The 19,333-nt window shown below is 46.8% G+C and carries 17 protein-coding genes and 2 pseudogenes; 14 read left to right on the top strand and 5 right to left on the bottom strand.

What is annotated here, in order from left to right; translation table 11 throughout:
- Window positions 1–41 precede the first annotated feature (41 nt).
- From QMA04_RS07340 to QMA04_RS07310, 7 genes are all read left to right on the top strand, one after another.
- Window positions 42–1,259 carry a Bcr/CflA family efflux MFS transporter gene (locus tag QMA04_RS07340; RefSeq protein ID WP_290184852.1) on the top strand — a complete coding sequence of 406 codons (1,218 nt, stop codon included), beginning with the start codon at window positions 42–44 and terminating at the stop codon, window positions 1,257–1,259.
- A gap of 553 nt (window positions 1,260–1,812) precedes the next feature.
- Window positions 1,813–3,072: a cytochrome P450 family protein gene (locus tag QMA04_RS07335; protein ID WP_290184850.1), complete on the top strand. Its 1,260-nt coding sequence runs from the start codon at window positions 1,813–1,815 to the stop codon at window positions 3,070–3,072.
- A 295-nt stretch (window positions 3,073–3,367) separates the two neighbouring features.
- The gene (locus QMA04_RS07330) at window positions 3,368–4,963 is read left to right on the top strand and encodes a sensor domain-containing diguanylate cyclase (RefSeq protein ID WP_290184848.1); all 1,596 of its coding nucleotides are present in this window, start codon (window positions 3,368–3,370) and stop codon (window positions 4,961–4,963) included.
- 241 nt (window positions 4,964–5,204) lie between these two features.
- A complete protein-coding gene (locus QMA04_RS07325) occupies window positions 5,205–6,311 on the top strand; it encodes a GTP-binding protein (RefSeq protein WP_290184846.1) in 1,107 nt (368 codons plus the stop codon).
- A gap of 30 nt (window positions 6,312–6,341) precedes the next feature.
- The gene (gene rpmG / locus QMA04_RS07320) at window positions 6,342–6,491 is read left to right on the top strand and encodes a 50S ribosomal protein L33 (RefSeq protein ID WP_191715706.1); all 150 of its coding nucleotides are present in this window, start codon (window positions 6,342–6,344) and stop codon (window positions 6,489–6,491) included.
- Window positions 6,492–6,548: 57 nt separating this feature from the next.
- Entirely contained in the window at window positions 6,549–6,818 is a 270-nt protein-coding gene (gene rpsN / locus QMA04_RS07315) for a 30S ribosomal protein S14 (RefSeq protein WP_191715705.1), read from the top strand.
- 62 nt (window positions 6,819–6,880) lie between these two features.
- On the top strand, window positions 6,881–7,234 hold the full coding sequence (locus QMA04_RS07310) for a hypothetical protein (protein WP_290184843.1): 354 nt from the start codon (window positions 6,881–6,883) through the stop codon (window positions 7,232–7,234).
- Window positions 7,235–7,423: 189 nt separating this feature from the next.
- On the opposite strand, the gene QMA04_RS07305 is transcribed toward QMA04_RS07310, so the two are convergent.
- A complete protein-coding gene (locus QMA04_RS07305; protein WP_290184841.1) occupies window positions 7,424–7,984 on the bottom strand; it encodes a cysteine hydrolase family protein in 561 nt (186 codons plus the stop codon).
- A 118-nt stretch (window positions 7,985–8,102) separates the two neighbouring features.
- Here QMA04_RS07305 and QMA04_RS07300 point away from each other — a divergent pair, with 118 nt between their 5' ends.
- The gene (locus tag QMA04_RS07300; RefSeq protein WP_290184840.1) at window positions 8,103–8,546 is read left to right on the top strand and encodes an Lrp/AsnC family transcriptional regulator; all 444 of its coding nucleotides are present in this window, start codon (window positions 8,103–8,105) and stop codon (window positions 8,544–8,546) included.
- Window positions 8,547–8,757: 211 nt separating this feature from the next.
- Here QMA04_RS07300 and QMA04_RS07295 read toward each other — a convergent pair.
- Window positions 8,758–9,374: pseudogene (locus tag QMA04_RS07295) on the bottom strand (NUDIX hydrolase).
- Between the two features lie 403 nt (window positions 9,375–9,777).
- On the opposite strand from QMA04_RS07295, the pseudogene QMA04_RS07290 reads away from it, so the two are divergent.
- Together QMA04_RS07290 and QMA04_RS07285 are read left to right on the top strand one after the other, a co-directional pair.
- A pseudogene (locus QMA04_RS07290) lies at window positions 9,778–10,197 on the top strand (lamin tail domain-containing protein); the annotation flags it as partial.
- A gap of 336 nt (window positions 10,198–10,533) precedes the next feature.
- Window positions 10,534–11,337, top strand: a complete 804-nt coding sequence (locus QMA04_RS07285; RefSeq protein WP_290185239.1) for an endonuclease I family protein — start codon at window positions 10,534–10,536, stop codon at window positions 11,335–11,337.
- Window positions 11,338–11,479: 142 nt separating this feature from the next.
- Here the strand turns inward: QMA04_RS07285 and QMA04_RS07280 are convergent, their stop codons facing one another.
- Both QMA04_RS07280 and QMA04_RS07275 read right to left on the bottom strand, forming a co-directional pair.
- Entirely contained in the window at window positions 11,480–12,127 is a 648-nt protein-coding gene (locus QMA04_RS07280) for a DsbA family oxidoreductase (RefSeq protein ID WP_290184838.1), read from the bottom strand.
- Complete coding sequence (locus QMA04_RS07275) at window positions 12,124–12,300, bottom strand: hypothetical protein (RefSeq protein WP_290184836.1); 177 nt, start codon at window positions 12,298–12,300, stop codon at window positions 12,124–12,126. The genes QMA04_RS07280 and QMA04_RS07275 overlap by 4 nt, the downstream gene beginning before the upstream one ends.
- A 444-nt stretch (window positions 12,301–12,744) precedes the next feature.
- Between QMA04_RS07275 and QMA04_RS07270 the strand changes: the two genes are divergently transcribed.
- The 4 genes from QMA04_RS07270 to QMA04_RS07255 all read left to right on the top strand — a co-directional run bounded on the left by QMA04_RS07270 (window position 12,745) and on the right by QMA04_RS07255 (window position 16,981).
- Window positions 12,745–13,512: a TerC family protein gene (locus QMA04_RS07270; protein WP_290185237.1), complete on the top strand. Its 768-nt coding sequence runs from the start codon at window positions 12,745–12,747 to the stop codon at window positions 13,510–13,512.
- A 76-nt stretch (window positions 13,513–13,588) separates the two neighbouring features.
- On the top strand, window positions 13,589–14,953 hold the full coding sequence (locus tag QMA04_RS07265) for a phenylacetate--CoA ligase family protein (protein ID WP_290184835.1): 1,365 nt from the start codon (window positions 13,589–13,591) through the stop codon (window positions 14,951–14,953).
- 24 nt (window positions 14,954–14,977) lie between these two features.
- Entirely contained in the window at window positions 14,978–15,247 is a 270-nt protein-coding gene (locus QMA04_RS07260; protein WP_191715689.1) for a hypothetical protein, read from the top strand.
- Between the two features lie 132 nt (window positions 15,248–15,379).
- On the top strand, window positions 15,380–16,981 hold the full coding sequence (locus QMA04_RS07255) for a pyruvate oxidase (protein WP_290184832.1): 1,602 nt from the start codon (window positions 15,380–15,382) through the stop codon (window positions 16,979–16,981).
- A 128-nt stretch (window positions 16,982–17,109) separates the two neighbouring features.
- On the opposite strand, the gene QMA04_RS07250 is transcribed toward QMA04_RS07255, so the two are convergent.
- Window positions 17,110–19,221, bottom strand: a complete 2,112-nt coding sequence (locus QMA04_RS07250) for a sensor domain-containing protein (protein ID WP_290184830.1) — start codon at window positions 19,219–19,221, stop codon at window positions 17,110–17,112.
- Window positions 19,222–19,333 lie beyond the last annotated feature (112 nt).

Genomic DNA, 19,333 nt, shown 5'->3' with positions numbered 1-19,333 from the left:
TTAATAAGGATTTAACTAGAAGCGAAAGGTGTTATCTGAATATGTTGCAAAACCCCACAGGAAAAAAGCGGCTCGGACTTGCCTTGATCCTCAGTATGCTGGGCATTCTAGCGCCGCTGAATATCGATATGTACCTCCCCGCTTTTCCGGCCATCGCAAATGAACTGGACGCACATGTTTCGCTTGTCCAGCTCAGCTTGACGGCTTGTCTGATCGGACTCGCCGCCGGACAAATCGTTGTCGGACCATTCAGTGATGCGGTCGGCCGGCGCAAACCATTGATCATCTCGGTGATCTTGTTTGCGCTGTCGTCAGTACTCTGCGCAGTGGCCCCGAACATCGAAATGCTGATTGCTGCACGATTTATTCAAGGGTTTACCGCGTCAGGCGGGGTGGTCCTTTCAAGAGCGGTAGTCAGTGATGTCTTTACCGGCCGTGAACTGACGAAATTCTTTGCGCTGCTGATGGTTATTAACGCAGTCGCTCCCATGGCCGCACCAATTGCGGGCGGCGGCATTCTGGCTTTGCCGTTTGCCGGTTGGGAAACCATCTTTTATTTTCTCGGCTTGCTCGGTGTCATTATGGTGGTTGTGGTCATCTTCCGGCTGCCGGAAACATTGCCTCCGGAAGACCGGATGCCAAGCTCCATCGGGCATTCCATCCGGACGATGGGCAGCCTGTTTAAGGAGCGCCCGTTTATCGGCTATGCCCTCGTGGTCGGCTTAGTCCACGGCGGCAGTTTCGCTTACGTTGCTGGAACACCTTTTGTCTATCAGGAGATTTACGGCGTTTCGCCCCAAACTTTCAGCGTACTGTTTGGGATCAACGGAATCGCGATGATCATCGGGAGCTTTATCATCGGCAAGTTCGGCGGCATCGTTTCCGAGCATCGGCTTTTGCAGGGAGCAGTCGTTGTCGCATTTACTGCAACTTTGGTGCTTCTGGTTATGACAATCATTGAAGGACCGCTTGCTTCACTGGTTACGTCGATTTTCATTTACATGATCGCAATCGGCATGATCTTCACCAGTTCGTTCACTTTGGCTATGAAAGGCCAGGGCCATCGGGCAGGGAGCGCCAGTGCGGTCGTGGGCATGCTGCCGTTGGTTATCGGTTCCATCGTATCGCCTCTAGTCGGCATCAACGAAACATCGGCTGTTCCGATGGGTGCGATCCTGTTCGGCACGTCCGTCCTTGGCATGCTTGCCTTTTTCGGACTGACGGGACATAAGCAGAAAATAGCATTGAATAAAAAATAAGCGTTATTCAGGTCAATATGTGATTTGCTGAAAAAACCAGGAGCGGAAAAGATTTCTTCCACTTTTGGTTTTTTATTGTCTATTTATGCCTGAGTAAGCGTACTTTTCAAGCGTTTGCCCGTATTTATGCTGATCTTTGGAAACTTTTAATCATTTATTTCGTTATTATTGGAGTATACCAATTTTCCGTCAATCGATTGATTAATTGGGAAAATCTTATATGAGAAGAATTCGCTTGTTATGAACTCATCAATGGAAACCAATAACGACAGCAGTTACGCTGATGAAGTCTATACATATGAAAAAAATGATTACGCCAGGTTTTAAAAAAGCTGCGAGTGCAGTGAGTAAGTTCACATAGCCATCGATACAATATGAGTTTGATGGAGAAAAGAGATACATCGATCGTGCAGCAGTATGTCGTGTCCACTTTTAGAAGAACACGATGAGCAATGCACTGAGTCGATTACATTATCCTACATACACCAATTCCTTTGAGTGATTCATACAGCTAATTCTTCACTATACTATTTTGAGAAGGAGCGGAATATTTATGAACGATTCAAATCACGTTACACCTGAGCAAGCGATAGTCGGCTTGCTCAGCGGAAAGAGCAGAGAGAATCCATTTGTGGTATTTGAACAGATCAGACAAACTGGATCCGTTGTACAGTTGCCGTTTCCAATGGGAGAAACGAACAACAAAGCTTGGGTTGTTACGCACATGGAAGAAGCACTGAAAGTGCTCAAAGATCAAGAACACTTCTGCGTGGATCCCACGTCCATTGATAAGAACAGTACGATTAAGCAATCGTTAACCGGAAGTTCCGATTCGACCGGTTCTGATATGTTCTTAACGAATTCCTTAAACGCTATTGACCAGCCGGACCATAGACGGTTGCGCACACTCGTCTCCAAAGCGTTCACACCGAGGTACATGGAGGGGCTGCGTCCGCGTATTCAAGAATTGGCAGATGAATTACTGGATCAGGTACAAGATCAGGGAGAAATGGACTTGGTAAAGAATTATGCCAATCTTTTGCCGATTAATGTTATTTCGGATATGATCGGCGTCCCTAAATCAGATCATTCATTAATCCATAAATGGTCGGAGGGAATTGCAAACGGTCTTGGTGTAGGGACGGTTGATCCAAAAACTGCTGAAAACTTAAAAGACTTCGGCGATTACATCAAACAGCTTACGGCAGACAAACGGAAGCAACCTTCCGATGATTTGATCAGCCAATTAATCTCAATTGAAGAGCAGGGAGACCGCCTCGATGAAGAAGAGTTGATCTCGCTGGTTCAACTGATGATTTTTGCGGGCCATGAGACCACTTCGACCTTAATTTCTACCGGCACCTTACTGTTGCTGGACCATCCCGAGCAATTGGAGATGCTGAAGGCAGATCCAAACCTGATACCAGGGGCGGTGGAGGAATTATTGCGTTACCATGGCCCTTCAACAACTGCAGGACCCCGGTATGCTCTTAAAGATCTCGAGCTTAAAGGGCAGCAGATTAAAAAAGGAGACATGATTTTTCCTTTACTGAAAGCAGCAAACCGCGATGAGCAACAGTTTGAACGTGCAGAAGAACTGGATGTTACGCGCACCATTAAGCGCCATCTTGCTTTTGGCCAAGGCGTCCATATGTGTTTAGGTGCACCTCTCGCCCGCGTGGAAGGAACTATTGCATTTGCGACACTGTTTAAGCGCATGCCAAACCTGCAGCTTAGCATTCCGCGGGAGGACGTGAGCTGGAAATTTAAGCTAGCCGCTCAAAGCCTGTCCTCTCTTCCGGTGAAATTTTAAGCAGGAGACTTTTTTAGCCAAACTTTCCGAATTTCAACTTAAGACAAGCAAAGAATTGCTGCGAATAAAAATAGAGTTTTTCAGACAAGAAAATAAGCAGAATTAAAACAGGAGCGGATGAATTTTCTTACGCTCCTGTTTTTTATTTTATTGACGAGTCAGACCGATTGTATTTCATATTGCCATTAACTTTAACTATTTCCATTTATTTTACTTTTAATAGTATGATTGGACTGCTGGAACCGATATAATGGTAGGAGTGATTTTTAACAAAGCTCTTGGAGGGAATACCTGAATGAAGAATCTATTAAATTCACGAAAAGTGAACTTGGCTACACTATTTACCTCTCTTGTTGCTGCTTCAGTTGTTTTAACCTTACTGATTCTTACAATTTCGTCTTATCAGTCTGACAAGAAGTCTTTAACTGATACCTATCTTTCTCTAAACTATTCTAAAGCTGAAAAAATGAGTCAATCCGTGGAATCCTTGTTTGGTTCCATGAGAATCAATTTGGAAACCACCGTCAATTATTTAGAAGCGAATGAAAATATGAGCGATGAAGAAATTCACGAAAGCTTAGAACTTCTGCGGGTGAGCAGCGGTTATTTCAATTCCCTTTCCTGGATAGATGAAACGGGTGTAATTCGAGCGATTAGTCCCGTCAGTATTGGAATAAAAGGAGAATCCATTGCACCTGGGCTGGCAAAAGATGCCTTAGATGCAAGAGAGCCCGGTCTGACTACCCCTTATACAGGGTTATCCGATCGGTTGATCCTGTTGATGAGTCAGCCTATTTACTCGAAAGATGGAACATACAAAGGGATGATTGGCGGTTCAATCTTTCTTCAGGAAGAAAATGTGTTGAATCAATTGCTTGGAAATGATGCCGTGGAGCAAAATGGCTCTTACTACTTTGTAGTGGGACCAAAAGGAACCTTGTTGTTTCACCCTGAGCGCAACTTAATCGGAGAAAGCGTCTATGAAAATCCGGTCGTCCGCAAATTAACACAAGGAAAGAGCGGCATGGAGCACGTGACCAATACAAAAGGAGTTCCTATGCTGGCTGCCTATAGCCATGTTTCCGAACCAGGATGGGGCATCGTGCAGCAAACCCCTTATTCGTTTTTGCAAGATTCGTTAATTGAACAGTTGCTGCAAATGCTAAAAAATATGTTATTGCCGTCTTTATTCCTACTTTTGCTTTCGGTATTCATTGCGCGAAAATTGGCTGCCCCTTTTACTCATTTAGGCAATTTGGTGGACCAATTAGCAGAAGGGAAGACCGTGTCCCAGCCGCTTAAAGAAACGCTGATAAAGCCTCATTGGAACCGGGAGGCCGATCTGCTGACGAAAAGTGTCGCCGTTGCTTTTGAAACCCTGGAAAGGAATAATCAGCGGCTCACGGAGTCTGCCCTGACCGACACGCTGACCGGGTTACCCAATCGAAGAAAATTGGATAATGTGCTGACTGAATGGTCCAGCGAAGAACGACTTTTCTCTTTGCTTGTCTTGGACATTGACCACTTTAAGTCGATCAATGACTCGTATGGCCATCAAAAAGGGGATGAAACCTTAAAAGAGCTGGCAGCCGTGGTTCAAAAAATCATCCGGCCAGATGATTATTGTTTCCGCTATGGAGGGGAAGAGTTTGTCCTCCTTCTACCGGAAACCAATCGTTTAGCAGCCTATCAAACAGCGGAAAAGATTCGGAGAAAGATTGAAAAGACTTCGCTGATTCCCGACAAAACTGTCACGGTTTCAATCGGAATCTCGGAGTTTCCGACACAGTCCCGATCAATGGCTGAACTTTTTCAGATGGCGGATCAAGCTTTGTATAATTCAAAATCCAAAGGAAGAAACCGAATTACGATTTCCGATGTTCCTGGATGAACGATTCGGCTGAACCTGCCATATAAGCATACTGATCAACAGGAATGAGTACCGGCAATCTCGAATTGCCTTGCTTATAATTTCAAGAGGAAAAGCAGCGGACAGCACCGTAGCTTTTCCTCTTTTTTCTTTTTTTGAAAAAGTACTTGAATTATTTATATCAAAGAGATATGATTTAAATCGTAACCATTACTATTTAAAGGTTGAACTTTTAGCATTTCATGATGAAAGGGATGGATAAATGGAGAACAAAATACCGATAACTGTATTGAGTGGTTTTTTAGGCTCAGGAAAAACTACCTTGCTGAATCATATCCTGCACAATCGTGATGGGTTGAAGGTGGCTGTGATCGTGAATGATATGAGCGAAGTAAATATTGATGCTTCATTAGTGAAACAGGGAGGGTTTTCCCGTACAGATGAAAAATTAGTGGAAATGCAGAATGGCTGTATTTGCTGCACGCTTCGGGAAGATCTGATCATGGAAGTCGAGAAACTGGTGAAGCTGGGAGACATTGAGTACATTGTCATCGAATCTTCTGGAATCAGTGAACCGGTGCCGGTTGCCCAAACCTTTACGTATGCGGACGCGACCATTGGCATCGATTTGTCGGAGATCTGCAGGTTGGACACGTTGGTGACAGTGGTTGATGTAAACAGGTTCTGGCAGGATTTCGCTTCAGGTGAAACTCTGCTTGACCGAAAAGAAGCCGCAACGGAAGACGATGAACGGGAAATTGCCGATCTGCTGATTGACCAAATCAAATTCGCCAATGTGCTGATTTTAAATAAGACGGACTTGGTTCCCGAACAGAAAGCGGAAGAACTGAACGCAGTCCTGAAAACCCTCAATCCCGCAGCAAAAATTGTGCAAACCGTACATGCGGAACTCGAATTGGCCGAAGTGCTGAATACCAAGTTATTTGATTTTGAATCGGCCAGCCAAGGGGCAGGGTGGATTAAGGAATTGAATGAAGAACATGTCCCAGAGACGGAGGAATATGGAATTGCATCGTTTGTCTTCAGAAGCCAACAACCTTTCCATCCAGAACGATTGATGAACTGGATCAGGGAATGGCCGATTGAAGTCATTCGCGCCAAAGGATTTTTATGGATTTCTACACGCAGCGAGGCTGCTGTTTTACTTTCACAGTCAGGTCCTTCCTTAAGCATTGAAAGCGCTGGGGCCTGGGATGAAGAGTACGGAGTGAAGATGACGGAATTAGTCTTGATCGGCATCAGGATGGACCAACAGGCAATTACGGACTCCTTGGCGGCTTGTCTGCTTACGGAAGAAGAAATAAGACAGGATTGGATAAGTTTTTTTGATCCGTTGCCCGCTTTTTAACTTGAAGATTATGGATTGGAGGAATGAAAAATGAGAGTCAATATTACATTAGCCTGCACTGAAACCGGTGACCGCAATTACATAACGACTAAAAACAAGCGCACCAACCCCGAACGCCTTGAAATGAAGAAATACAGCCCGCGCCTCAAGAAAGTGACGTTGCACCGGGAAACCAAATAAGTTCGCTAGCCGGCTACACATCATCTGTATTTTTGGTAATATGAAGGAGGAAACCAAATGGCTAAAAAATCTAAGGTAGCGAAAAATAATAAACAACGCAAACTCGTCATGCACTATGCAGAACTGCGGAAACAATTGAAGGAACAAGGGGATTACGAAGGTTTAAACAAATTGCCGAAAGACTCTGCAGCAACCCGTCTGAACAACCGCTGTGCTTTAACGGGGAGACCCAGGGGCTACATGCGGAAGTTTGGCTTGTCCCGCATAGCTTTTCGGGAACTTGCGCATAAAGGGCAGATTCCAGGGGTAAAAAAATCCAGCTGGTAATCCTGGATAATTGTGGAGTTGTGATTGAATCTATAGGGAAGCGGATCAAGGAGGTGTGGGAAGTGAACGAACGGTTAATGGAATTTTTGTTGAGAAGTGAAGTAGCGAAACTCTCAGAAAAAAAGAGGCGCCTCTATCAATTCGTGATTGATTCAGAAGACATTTTGGCTCAAAAGGCCAATACAGCCGATGAATTCCGACAGCTTTTGGTGCAGCATTCCCCTTACGATTTGGCAGCAAAACGCTTCAATTTGTCTTATGACCAACTGCTTCAATCAATGAATGACATAGAAACAGAACTGAATGAAAAAATAAGCATTCGATGCAAAAAAGTGAAATGGATCGATTATTCCAATGCTTTTAGTCAATCCTCTAATAAGGATGACAATAAACGAGTGTTTTTGTTTCTTAACTAAACTGGGTTCAATTTAGCACGAGGATTATTGCACATGATCGATGCTGTTTAACAACAAAAAGAGAGAAGAAGCTATTGGAGCTCATCTTCTCTCTTTTTGCATGAATCGTGTAATGCGGCCGCTCAGTAATGAAAAGATGGAAACTTGTAGAAAAATGAGTTTCCATCTATATTAAAAGCAGCCGATTAATCAAGTTGTGGCTTCCTGTTGCAGAAATGCTTCAGTCGAGAGAACTTCTGCATACATCCCTTGAAGTGCACCGACAAACGCATAATGAACCTCTTCAGCTGAAACGACTTTGCCTTGATATGCTAACTCTTTTGTTGCGCAAGCATCTTCAACCAACGTTGTTTCATAGCCCAAATCGACAGCCGCCCGGACCGTTGCGTCGATGCACATATGCGTCATCATTCCGGCTACGACGATTTTGGTTATGCCTTTTTCTTTTAATTGGCTTTCCAATTCTTTTTGCAGAAAGCTGTTCGCGAAATGTTTAACAATAACCCTTTCGTGTTCCAACGGCTGAACCGCTTCATGGATGTCTATGCCTTCTGTCTCTGGAAGAAAGAAGCCCATCGCAGGGGAACTTGCTATATGCTGAACATGAATAATGTTTTCTTTTTGGTTTTGTCTGAACCATTCCAGAATTTTTGCCGCATTGGCAGCGGCGCTTTCAGGATTGCTCAACTCCATCTTTCCATTTGGAAAATAGTCTTTTTGAATATCGACAAGTATTAATGCTGTGCTCATTTTTCCACCCCGTTCATCGTTTTTCCTACATGTTCATCATATACAGAATCTATATTATTATCGATAGGCTGATGAATTACTTTTGCCTTATATCATTTCACCATGAAAGGAATCGACTATGGAACTCAACAATATTGATTTTCAAATCCTTCGCTTACTATCAGAGAACTCACGAATTCAATGGAAAGACTTGGGCGAGAAAATCCATATGACAGGACAGGCAGTAGGCAACCGCATCAAAAAACTGGAAGACAACGGAGTCATCAAAGCTTATTCGCTGATAATTGATGAAATGAAGCTGGGATTTTCTTATACGGCATTCATAATCATTTACATGAAAACAACCAACCATGAGAAGTTCAACGACTTCATCAACGAACGACAAGAAGTGGTTGAAGCGCACCGGGTATCGGGGGAAGGCTGCTACCACTTAAAAATAAAAGTGGCTTCTCAAGAACAATTAAATCTTCTCTTGAATGCCATTCTCGATTATGGGAATTACACTTTGTACCTGTCCATTAAAGAGATCAAACAACGGATTTCAATAGTTGATTCCAAATAGTTCCGTTTTTACTGTCCGCATATTAGCATAAAAATGACTAACTTTACATAATCTATATATAAAAGACTGAAATCCTTGTTTAATCAAGAATCTCAGTCTTTGCTAATTCTTGGAACTTTTCTTTCGGTTTTTTTCGAAGCTTGTACAGTTTACTTGGCGGTCATGTTCGAGATTCTAACGGGTAAATGTTTATTTATTATGCATTATTTCTTTAATCAAATACAGTTGGCTTTGTCGGGTTTCGTTCAAATTCGAAGAGCAGTTGAAGCTGTGATTCCACATTTCGGTTCACTGACAATTCGGGCAAACCGTCTTCAGGAAAGAATTCCACGCCCTTTGTTTCTACCCCATTCGTCGCTTCGCCACCCACGATTTCACATTGAATAAAGAGCTTGTAATAGTGAAAGGGCTGAGGGGGGTGGGGATGCTTGTTCATATCCAATAGGGCCAGCATTTTTGTCGGAACCACAACGAAGCCCGATTCCTCTTGGATTTCTTTGGCAATATTTTCAGCAGGCGACAAGCCGACGTCACAAAAACCCCGGGCAAAGACCACTTATTGTCGATGTTTTCCCTCACCATGAGAATTTTCCCTTGGTGGAAGACTGCTCCCCGCACGTCCATTTTGGGCGTCTGGTAGCCTTTTTCAGCAGCAAACAGATCTTTGATTTTTTGCATTTCTACGCCTGTATGTTCCTCCATGATCTCCACGCTGATTTGCCTCAATTCTTCAAATCGCTCTAAATCGAAGACATCTTTCGAAAAAGTCAGCCCCGATTGGGAAAGCGACTGGATGCGCTTGGCCCATTCCAACCATTTAAGACTCATAAAGAGCATCTCCCTCTTTATAATAACCACCATCCTTGGCTTTCAAAAATTCACTTTATAAAATAAATTAGCACTTATTAGTTTGAATTGTTTGCTTATTCATTATCCTATAGAAGTTCTCGTGGTTTTTCCATTCAATTTAATTCCATTTGAAATTATTTTGTGCCTGACACCCAAACAATTTTTCCGGGTTTTTTACGTTTTATTAATTTTATGTAATTTTTCGTAAATAACGTTGACGAGGAGGAAAGCGTTCGGTAAAGTTTAAGAAGAGAATAGAAAAAAATGTAAATTAAATTAACGAAATACTAATAATTTACAAAACTCATTGGAGAAAGTCAGATAAACAAAACTAACGGGCAAACAGAAACAATTATACAGAAAAGAGGAGGACGACAATACGATGGACAAAAGAATATGGAACAAATCAGCAAAGGCACTATTATCGGTAGGTTTAGTTGCGAGCCTGTGGTTGCCTGGTTCACAAATGATGGTTCAAGCAGCTACACCAGCAAGTGATCTTTTTATTTCGGAATACATTGAGGGCAGCAGCTTGAACAAAGCAATCGAAATTTACAACGGGACAGGCGCTTCAATAGAGTTGAGCCCTTATTCAGTAGCGTTGTATGCAAATGGCAGCACATCAGTGAAAAGTGAAATGGCGCTATCCGGTACTGTTCCAAGCGGTGAAACGCTAGTCCTTTATCATAGCGATGCAGACTTGGTAATCCAGGGCAAAGGAAATCTACCAAATACCAGTGTTATCAATTTTAACGGAGATGATGCATTGGTACTGGAAAAAGACGGGGCGCCTATCGATTCGATTGGCCAAGTGGGCGCGCGCATTGAATATGCGGAAGATGTCACGCTGGTCCGCAATCCGGATATTCAGGCTGGCGACAGTGTAATGGATGATGCATTCGATCCTTCGACTGAATGGATTGCCTATCCCATTAATACATTTGAGCACCTAGGGAACCATACGATGAATAAGTATGGTGAAACACCGGTTCCGCCAAACGAAAATAAGGCTCCCGCAACAACGAAGGTTTTTGCTGGCGAACAATTGATTACAGGTGATAGCTTACAGTATGACCTGACTGAATATTTCTCCGATCCTGAAGGACAAAGTCTTTCATTCTCATCGACTAAAGGGACGATAACCGAATCGACGTTGACACTTAGCTTGCCGGAAGGATCTCATATCGTCGGCGTGACAGCAAGCGATGGCAATCAAAGCGTCACCCAGTCATTTTCAGTGTCCGTGTCCGCAGAAGCTACTGCCACAGATGATTATTATGAAGCAGCGAATGGTTTGCAGGGGACGGCGTTAAAAGCGGAACTTAATGAAATCATCGATAACCACCGTCAACTCAGCTATTCACAAGTGTGGGACGCATTGAAAATGACGGATGAAGACCCGAACAACCCGAACAACGTCCTCTTGTTGTATAGCGGGGAGTCGCGTTCAAAATCTTTGAACGGCGGCAATGTCGGCGACTGGAACCGTGAGCACACATGGGCAAAATCTCATGGCAGTTTTGGAACGGCGATGGGGGCAGGTACCGATATCCATCATTTACGCCCGACTGATGTACAAGTGAACGGATTGCGCGGCAACCTGGACTTTGATTACGGGGGCACAGCAGTAAGCGGCTGCGATGGTTGCTTGCGCACAGCTACTTCTTGGGAGCCACCGGATGACGTAAAAGGCGACGTGGCCCGTATGCTGTTTTACATGGCAGTCCGCTATGAGCCAGGCGATGCGGTGGACTTGGAATTGAACGACTCTGTGAATAATGGTTCAACGCCTTACCACGGAAAAATTTCCGTATTGCAGGAATGGCACGCGCAGGATCCTGTCAGCACTTGGGAACAGCAGCGCAACGAAAAAGTCGAAAACATCCAAGGTAACCGCAATCCGTTTATTGATCATCCAGAATGGGCCGAATCGATTTGGTAATAGTTTTGCCATTCTAAATAAAATGAAAACGGAGCGAGGAGTACGGTTGTTAATAGGAACAGATTACGTATTTTAAACAAATGATGCCCTTTCAGCCGGAATGAGCTGAAAGGGCATTTTTTTGGCCGTTCTATTTACTTGCTTACTTTTTCGCATATTCTTCTTCCCATACCTGATTTAAAACTTGGCTGAATGCTTCAACCGGTTGCGCACCGGAAACCGCGTATTTATTGTCGATTACGAAGAAAGGGACACCTTGCACACCGACTGCACGCGCCTCAGAAATATCCTGCTCCACTTTTTCAGCGTTCGTTTGATTTTCCACGATTTTATAAACTTCAGCGCCGTCAAGACCGACTTCTTCTGCCAGGCGGACGATGGTTTCGGTATCGCTCAAAATTTCGCCTTCTGTGAAATGCGCAACATAGGAACGCTGGAAGAATTCATTTCCTTTTCCCTGTTCTTTTGCATATTGGAAAACCCGATGTGCGTCAAAAGTGTTAGCCAATTTCGCTATGTCGTAATTTATATCGACTCCTGAGCGGGTTGCCGAATTTGCCACTTGTTTAAGCATAGCTTCAGCCTGTGCTAAAGGCATGCCTTTCATATTCGCTAAAGTCTCGACATAATCCTTTCCGGACACATACTCTCCATCCGGCATCAGCTGAAAGCTTTTGTATTCAATGCTGACGTCATCCGCATGTTCAAATTTCTCCAATGCTCCGTTCAGATGGGCTTCGCCAATAAAGCAGAACGGGCATACAAAGTCTGACCAGATCGTTATCTTCATTTTTCATCCTCCTTATTTTGGTCAATCGGTCCGCAGATTCCTGTTTGGACATCACAGGCAAATCCAGTGGACTCCCCAAAATCAATTAGCTGAAATCCATCAATGTCCTGTCGTGTATGTTTTGATACAGCCTGTTTTACTGCTGACGTTTCGTTTTTCATTTCTTTACCCATTCCATAACCCTCCTCTTAAAGTATGTTTATCATTGATGGTAAAGGAAAAGGCAGACATATTCTAATAATTGGATCGGTGTTGCTGAAATGTGCAGTTTGCGCAGGATTTACCTTCTTTCTGTATTCACTTTTTTTCAAATTTCTTTCGCAAGCAACCGTTTTTCTGTTTAATAAGCTCCACAATGGTGGTATAAACTTATTAAAGAGCTGAATGCCAACAAACAGTGACGGGTACCAAAAGATGCAACAGATTTGTACAAGCACCACCTATATGCTTGCCCCGCAGCCAAGGGGGAGTAGCTGGAGGAAAACCTCTTTCACAATCGTCAGGACATGATGATGCGTCATCATCGGTTGTGATGGCAGATACGAATGCTCAGCGAGACCTTTGCCTAATTATTTAGGCATGGGTCTTTTTTGTTTGAAAAGAAGGAGGAAACTGCAATGGAAGTGATGGTCCTGCAATATGCGTGGATTCTGTTGGTGCTGGTGGGTCTGGAAGGATTGCTTGCGGCAGACAATGCAGTGGTCATGGCAGTCATGGTCAAACATTTGCCGAAAGCACAACAGAAAAAAGCCTTGTTTTATGGGTTGTCGGTGGCGTTCCTGTTTCGGTTCCTGGCGCTTTTTGCGATTACGCTGCTCGTCAATGTCTGGCAGATCCAGGCACTCGGCGCGCTGTACCTGTTGTTCATCGCGGCCAAGCACATTTACGATCAGCGGCAACAGCCGGGGCTTGGGCCGGTGGTTGAAAAACCCCGCAGCCGATCAGGGTTCTGGACCACAGTCTTGAAGATTGAGGTTGCAGACATCGCGTTCGCGGTGGATTCGATGCTGGCGGCTGTGGCGTTGGCTCTGACGCTCCCTCCTTGGGGGGATTTCACCATCGGCGGCATCAATGGCGGTCAATTTACCGTCATGATCGCGGGAGGCTTGATCGGGGTCATCATCATGCGCTTTGCGGCCCATAAGTTTGTCCAACTATTGGAACGCTATCCGCAGCTTGAAACCGCAGCCTTCGTTGTCGTCGGCTGGGTCGGCGTGAAATTGGGTGTATTGACCTTGTCCCATGAAAAGATCGGGATACTGCCGCACGATTTCCCGCATTCCTTGCCGTGGACAATAATCTTCTGGTCGGTCATGCTCGGCATTGTGGCAGTGGGTGCTTGGATGGGAAAAAACAGAACGACCGGGATGCGGCGAAGTAGCTGAAACCGTTTGCCGCTGGACTGGTTCTGCGTGGTAAACTGGAAGTAAGAAAATTCAGTGTTCTAAGAGGTGAAGCGGCATGAAAAGCATGGGATTACTCAAAGCACTCCGTCTGACGCACAGCGCACGGGCGTTCACTCAAGAACAGCTCCATCACCTGCAGCAAGAGCGCCTGATGCATCTGGTGCAGCACGCCAGACAGCACAGTCCGTATTTTGCAAAACGGCTCGTGTCAATCAGCGGACCGATTCAGTTGTCTGACTTGCCTGTTACCCACAAGAAAGATCTGATGGCGAATTTCGACGATTGGCTCACCGACCGCACCGTCTCCAAGCAGGATGTGGAGCGCTTTATGGAAAACCCGGACAACATCGGCCGGAAACTGAACGGCCGCTACTTGGTCAATACGACGTCTGGTTCTACGGGGCATCCGGCGATTGTCTTGTATGACAAGACCACGATGAATGTCGTCTCGGCGCTTGCGGTGCTGCGCGCGGTCGCCAAGCGGGAAGATTTGAAGGCGTTCCTGAAGAACGGCAAGCGCACAGCCGGATTGTTTGTTGATGGCGGCTTTTACCTCGGCAACGGCACCGTGCGCATGAACCAGCGGCGCATGCCTTGGAAAAAAGACCAAATCATCATTGATGTGCGGCAAGACACCGACAGCATCGTCCGCCAGCTGAATGATTTCCAGCCCGTTCTCCTCGGCGGCTACCCGACGGCACTTGAGTTGCTGCTGCCGGAACAAAGGAGCGGCAAGCTGGCCATCTCTCCGGTACTCATTATGGCGGGCGGTGAACACTTGAGCGACGAATTGCGCAGAGAGCTCAGCGAAGCGTTCGGCTGCACCGTCCAATCGACTTACGCCTCTACAGAAGCCGGCACCATCGCCTGTGAATGCCGGGAAGGGCGCTACCACCTCAACGAAGACTGGCTGATCGTCGAAGCGGTGGACGCGGAATTCCGTCCGGTCGCTGGCGGCCAGCAAGCGGAACAGCTGCTGGTCACCAATTTATTCAATTTGACGCAGCCATTCATTCGCTACGTGCTGACGGACCGTGCCATTATTCATAGCGACCCATGCCCGTGCGGCAAAAAAACGCGGTGGATTAAACTAGAAGGGCGCACCGATGACATTTTGCCATTTTCCGGTGGCCAGCGTATCGCACCGCTCGCCTTGCAGTCCGTGCTATCGAAGGTTAAGGCCATCGAGCGCTTCCAATTGATCCAGCGGAATGAAGACACCCTTGAACTCCGCCTGCAGGCACAGGACCCGGAACAGGCATTTCACGAAGCTGACGAGAAACTGCAGGCGTTTTTTCAACAACAGGGAATTCACGTCCGTGTGACTCTCGCCAAGGAAATGCCTCAGGCTCATCCGAAAAGCGGGAAATTCAAACACATCTACCGTTATCCGGCCTATCCGCCCGAACCGGTGGAATGAACGGAAAAGAGAGGGAGGCTGCACATGAAGAAGTTTTTTGGTTCCTTGTTTGGCGGTTTGGTCCTCGGTTTGCCTTTGGCTTATTGGTGGATCGGTTATGACAGCATCACTTACAGCCAATTCAATCTTGCCGGAGTCGACGAAGTCATCGTCCGGGAAATGGATTTCGACTTCGTCTTTTACGCTTCATTACTGGTCGTGGCGATTGCGGCAGCCCTTTTCATATTCTGGAGCTGGGTGGAGAAAAAAAGCGAAGAACGTTTTTACCGCAATGATTCCGGCAACTCGAAATAAGTCCAAGCGCTCCATTGCTGGCAAGTGGCAAAGGGTGCGCTTTTTTCATGCCTGACGTTTAACTCTCCCCGGCTAGAGGTATGTGCAAGAGAAAAGGGGTTGCGCCCCAATTGTTGAAAGCGAGGGATGTCCATGTTTGACAGGACAGCAGGAAGCTACGTCGTTGAGTTGCTGAAGGACTGGGATGTCGACCACATCTACGGGATGCCGGGAGACTCCATCAATGAATTTATGGAAGAGCTGCGAAAAGAAGAAGCCATCCGCTTTATCCAGATCCGGCACGAAGAAACCGGAGCGCTTGCGGCGTCCGCGTATTCGAAATTAACCGGCAAAATCGGTGTTTGCCTGTCTATTGCAGGTCCCGGAGCGGTGCATCTGCAAAACGGCCTGTACGACGCCCAAAAAGACAAAACACCGGTGCTGGCGATTGTCGGGCAAGTCAGCAGCGACCTCGTCGGCACCGACAGTTTCCAGGAACTGAAAATGGAGTCGCTGTTTGAAGAAGTCGCCGTCTACAACCGCCGCGTCCAAAACGCGGAACAGCTGCCGGACATGCTGAATCAAGCGATCCGGACCGCTTACGCTGAAAAAGGGCCGGCGGTGCTGATCGTCTCTGATGACTTGTTCGGCACCAAAATCAAACGCGACAAAGTGCTGACGTCTTCCGCATATGCCACGCCGACCATACGAGCCCATGAAGAAGACCTGCAGGATGCGCTGCGCTTATTGAGGGCATCCAAGAAACCGGTTATCCTGGCAGGAAAAGGCGCAGCCCATGCCAGAGCCGAAGTGCTGGCATTCGCTGAAAAGCTGAAAGCGCCGCTCATCGCTTCGTTTCCGGCAAAAGGCATCATTCCGGACGACCATCCGCATAACCTCGGCCAATTGGGGCAGCTCGGCACAGAACCGGCGGAACAGGCCATGAAAGAAGCGGACCTGTTGATACTGGCAGGCACCGCGTTTCCGTACCGGGAGTATTTGCCGGATGACGTGCCGGCCATCCAAATCGATATTGACCCAAAAGTGATCGGCAAGTATTATCCGGTGTTGGTCGGGCTGGTCGGTGAATTGGCTCCGGCTGCCGCCTGGCTGACCGCCAATCTGAAAGACAAAGATGACGGGTTCCTCTTGAAGTACCAGAAGAAACGGGCCGAGTGGCACAAGACCCTGCAAGACGACATGGCGTCAGTCACCGAACAGCTGCAGCCGCAGCATGTCATCGCAGAAGTCCAGGAGATCCTGGAGCGGGACGCGGTGGTGTCTTTGGACGTCGGCAGTGTCACGTTGTGGAGCGCGCGTTACCTGCAGCTGACGGACCAGCAGCTTGTCGTGTCGGCGTGGCTTGCGACCATGGGCTGCGGACTGCCGGGCGCCATTGCCGGCAAACTCGCCTATCCGGACAAGCAAGTCGTATCTTTACTTGGGGATGGCGGTTTTTCGATGGGGATGCAGGATTTTGTCACGGCGGTCAAATACCGGCTGCCGATGATTCTCGTCATCTTCAACAACCAGAAAATCCAGCTGATCGAACACGAACAGGAAGAAATGGGCAATGAAGCGACACAAGTTGAGTTGGCGAACATCGACTTTGCGGCATTCGCACGCGCCTGCGGAGGGGAAGGCTACATGGCAAAGACACGGCTTGAACTGAAAGACGCATTGGCCAAAGCCAAAAACAGCCGCATCCCGGTAGTCATCGACGCGTATGTTGAAGACAGTGACCCGCCTTCCTGAACAAGAATGAATCCATAAAAAAAGGCAGCCCGCTGAAAAATAGCAGGCTGCCTTTTGAATTGTGCGACATCTTTTCATGTTCTTCTATCACTGGCAATGTAGAGGTTCGATCGATTCGTCAATGTCACTCAAATACGGGATGGGTTGAACAGACGAGGCAAATCATGCAGCTCTGCCGGAAGCGGGCGGCTAAAGTAATACCCTTGGCCCTCATTGCACCGTTCGCTTTGCAGGAATGCCAACTGGGCTTCGTCTTCAATGCCTTCAGCCACCACTGCCATGCCCAATCGATGCGCCAGTGAAATGATAGTGGACGTGATCGCTTTGCCTTTTAGTTCATTGCTGATGTCTTCGATAAAGCTGCGGTCGATTTTGATGCGGTCAAATGAAAACTGGCGCAAATAACTGAGGGACGTGTACCCCGTCCCAAAATCATCTATGGACAAGGAAATGCCCAGTTCTTTCAAAGCGCAGAGGCTTTGTTTCAAGGAGTCCGTCTCTTCCAGTAAAATGCTTTCCGTCACTTCCAGTTCCAGCCACTTGGCATCCAGTCCGGTTTCTTCCAAAACGGATTTGACCGTTTGGACAAAATTCGGCTGATGCAGTTGGATGGTGGAAATGTTGACGCAAATTTTGATGGGAGGGTGTCCCTGATCTTGCCAGGCTTTGTTCTGCAGGCAGGCGGTATAGAGGACCCAACGGCCGATGGCGACAATCTGGCCGCTTTCCTCGGATACGGGAATAAAGTGATCAGGAGGCACCATGCCGAGATCCGGGTGGTTCCAGCGGATCAACGCTTCCATTGCGCTCAGTTTGGTGTTGGGCAACGCGACGATCGGCTGATAATAGAGAACCAATTGCTGTTTGGCGATGGCCGTTTTCAGTTCCCGCTCGATGCTCAATTTGTAAGCGGACCGTTGATCCAGTTCTTCGGAATAAACCGCGTAGTTATGGGTTTTGTGTTTTTTGGTATAGTACATGGCCGTGTCCGCTTTCTTGATCAGGCCCTCCACACTTTCTTTCGAGCCACAACTGAAAGCGATGCCCACGCTTGCGGAGATGGACACGGAATGGCCCAACACTTCAAAAGGTTCCGCCAACGACTCGTTCAAGCGTTCCGCCAGATGGAAAACCCGCTCTTTTGCGTGATTCGGCAACAGCACCGCGAATTCATCTCCGACAAATCGTCCCACCGTATTCGGGCTGTCTACAGTTGCCAACAGACGCTGGGCAATTTCTTTCAAAAACGCATCGCCGAAGCGGTGGCCGAACGAATCGTTGATGAATTTGAAGCGATCCAGGTTCAAGAACAGCACCGTCGGTTGAGGTTCATGGGGAAGTGACGCTTCAATTGCCTGTTTCAGCCGGTCTTCAAATAATTTGCGGTTGGGCAAGCGCGTCAATGGATCGAAAAACACCAATTCTTCCAACAGGTTCTTATGGTTGGCCGCATCGGTGACGTCTTTCGCAATGCCATAGGCGCCGACAATCTGTCCACCCGACTTCATGGGGAAGTTGGTCACCAAGAGGTTCCGTTTTTCGCCATCTTTACGGGTGATGGTGAGTTCATAAGTTTCGGCAACTCCGCGCAAGGCGTTGCCAAAATGAAGAAGGGCCACTGGCAAATCTTCTGAAACAATCAATGGAATAAAAGACAATTGAAGCAGTTCCGGGATTGAATAGCCGGACAGGGTTTCACATCCTGGATTGGCTGTAATAAAATTCCCTTCCAAATCGAAAGTGAAGACCGCATCCGGATTATAAGCGAACAGGGAATTTAGCCTTTCTTCATTTTCCGTTAAACGCAGGGCAGCTGTGATTTCTGCGGTGACGTCTATGACGGTTCCAAACAGGACGTCTTGTCCATGGAGCCTTTTCTTGGTTGAATGGACTTCCACATGCATCATTTCTCCGCTGCGTTTGTATACGCGGAGCCGGTAACGCGCATAGGCATCCAGCGAACCGGTATCCGCCACTACCCGTGTCCGGATAATGGGCAGGTCTTCCGAATGTACAAGGTCCGGTAACGTGACGTCCCCGTTCAACAACTCTTTTTCACTGTAGCCGATGAGTTCACAAAAGTGCTGATTGACATAGCTGTAAGACCGGCCAGTTAATATATACATGCCGACGGGCGCTTGCTGAATCATGCCATCAAACAAGTCTTTATAGAGTAAGCCATTTAAAGAAGAAAGGTCTGGGACCGCTTCGTTGTCGCTGTTTTTGCCATCATTTTTCATTGATTTGTTCCTCCAAAATTTAAACTGATGACCAATAATATCTGCAAATTCGCTGGTGTACAATTCCAAAATATAATTTCTTGTTATTTATGATAAAGCAGTTTTCAAAGAA

This window comes from Planococcus sp. APC 3900 (assembly GCF_030407735.1).
GTDB lineage: Bacteria > Bacillota > Bacilli > Bacillales_A > Planococcaceae > Planococcus > Planococcus notacanthi.
Note: the sequence above shows the minus strand (reverse complement) of the source record. Positions and strands in the feature narration are given on the sequence as shown.